The 702-nt window shown below is 45.0% G+C and carries 1 pseudogene; it reads right to left on the bottom strand.

What is annotated here, in order from left to right:
• Window positions 1-628, bottom strand: a pseudogene (gene thiE, locus R7Q46_RS27170) (thiamine phosphate synthase); the annotation flags it as partial.
• Between the last annotated feature and the right edge of the window lie 74 nt (window positions 629-702).

Genomic DNA, 702 nt, shown 5'->3' with positions numbered 1-702 from the left:
CTACTTTAATGCCTAAACGACAATCTTCTAGGACAGGGATAGGAAAGTCAGCAAACTGAAACGCCCACGCCTGCTTAACCATTGTTTCACCATTAATGGGTGTGTCACGTGAGACATTCGTCATTGGGCGCGCTAAGGTCAAAGCGTCTTCAATAGGGAAATCGAGAGCAAGCAGCGTTACTGTCCACGCTAAGTGTTGATCGGTTTGAAGAGTTGTAGTTCTAGAAGCAGAAGCAACTGACAGAGCTCTTACTTCATCATTGATTGGATGACGCCAGATATCCAACACGTCCGCGCTTGTCGTTTCAACAGAATCATCGTGCTTAGACTCTACGTCTTCAATACCAATAAAAATGGCCGAGGATGGTTGTTGGCGACATTCTGAAACCGATAGACCAGATTGGTAGTAAAGTACAAAATCGGCAGTCTCTGCTTCTTCACATACGTCAATCAGATCGGTACTTACGCGAAAGGTATTTTGCCCAAGAACAAGTTGAATAAATTGAGTTGGGCTTACGCCAAACTCAATCTCATCAATACTAAAACCCTGTTCTTTCGCCAACAATAAACACTGCTGAACAGATCCTGTCAGCGGAATTAACGACGACGGAATAAGGATTTTAGTCATTACTCATCCGCCTCGGCGTGCACGGCTGGGTGATAAAGCTCTGAGCCTGTCGCACGAAACTCTTCAGACTTCTT

Source organism: Vibrio sp. 811 (assembly GCF_033339195.1).
The sequence above is the reverse complement of the archived record's forward strand: the minus strand, read 5'-3'. Positions and strand labels throughout refer to the sequence as shown.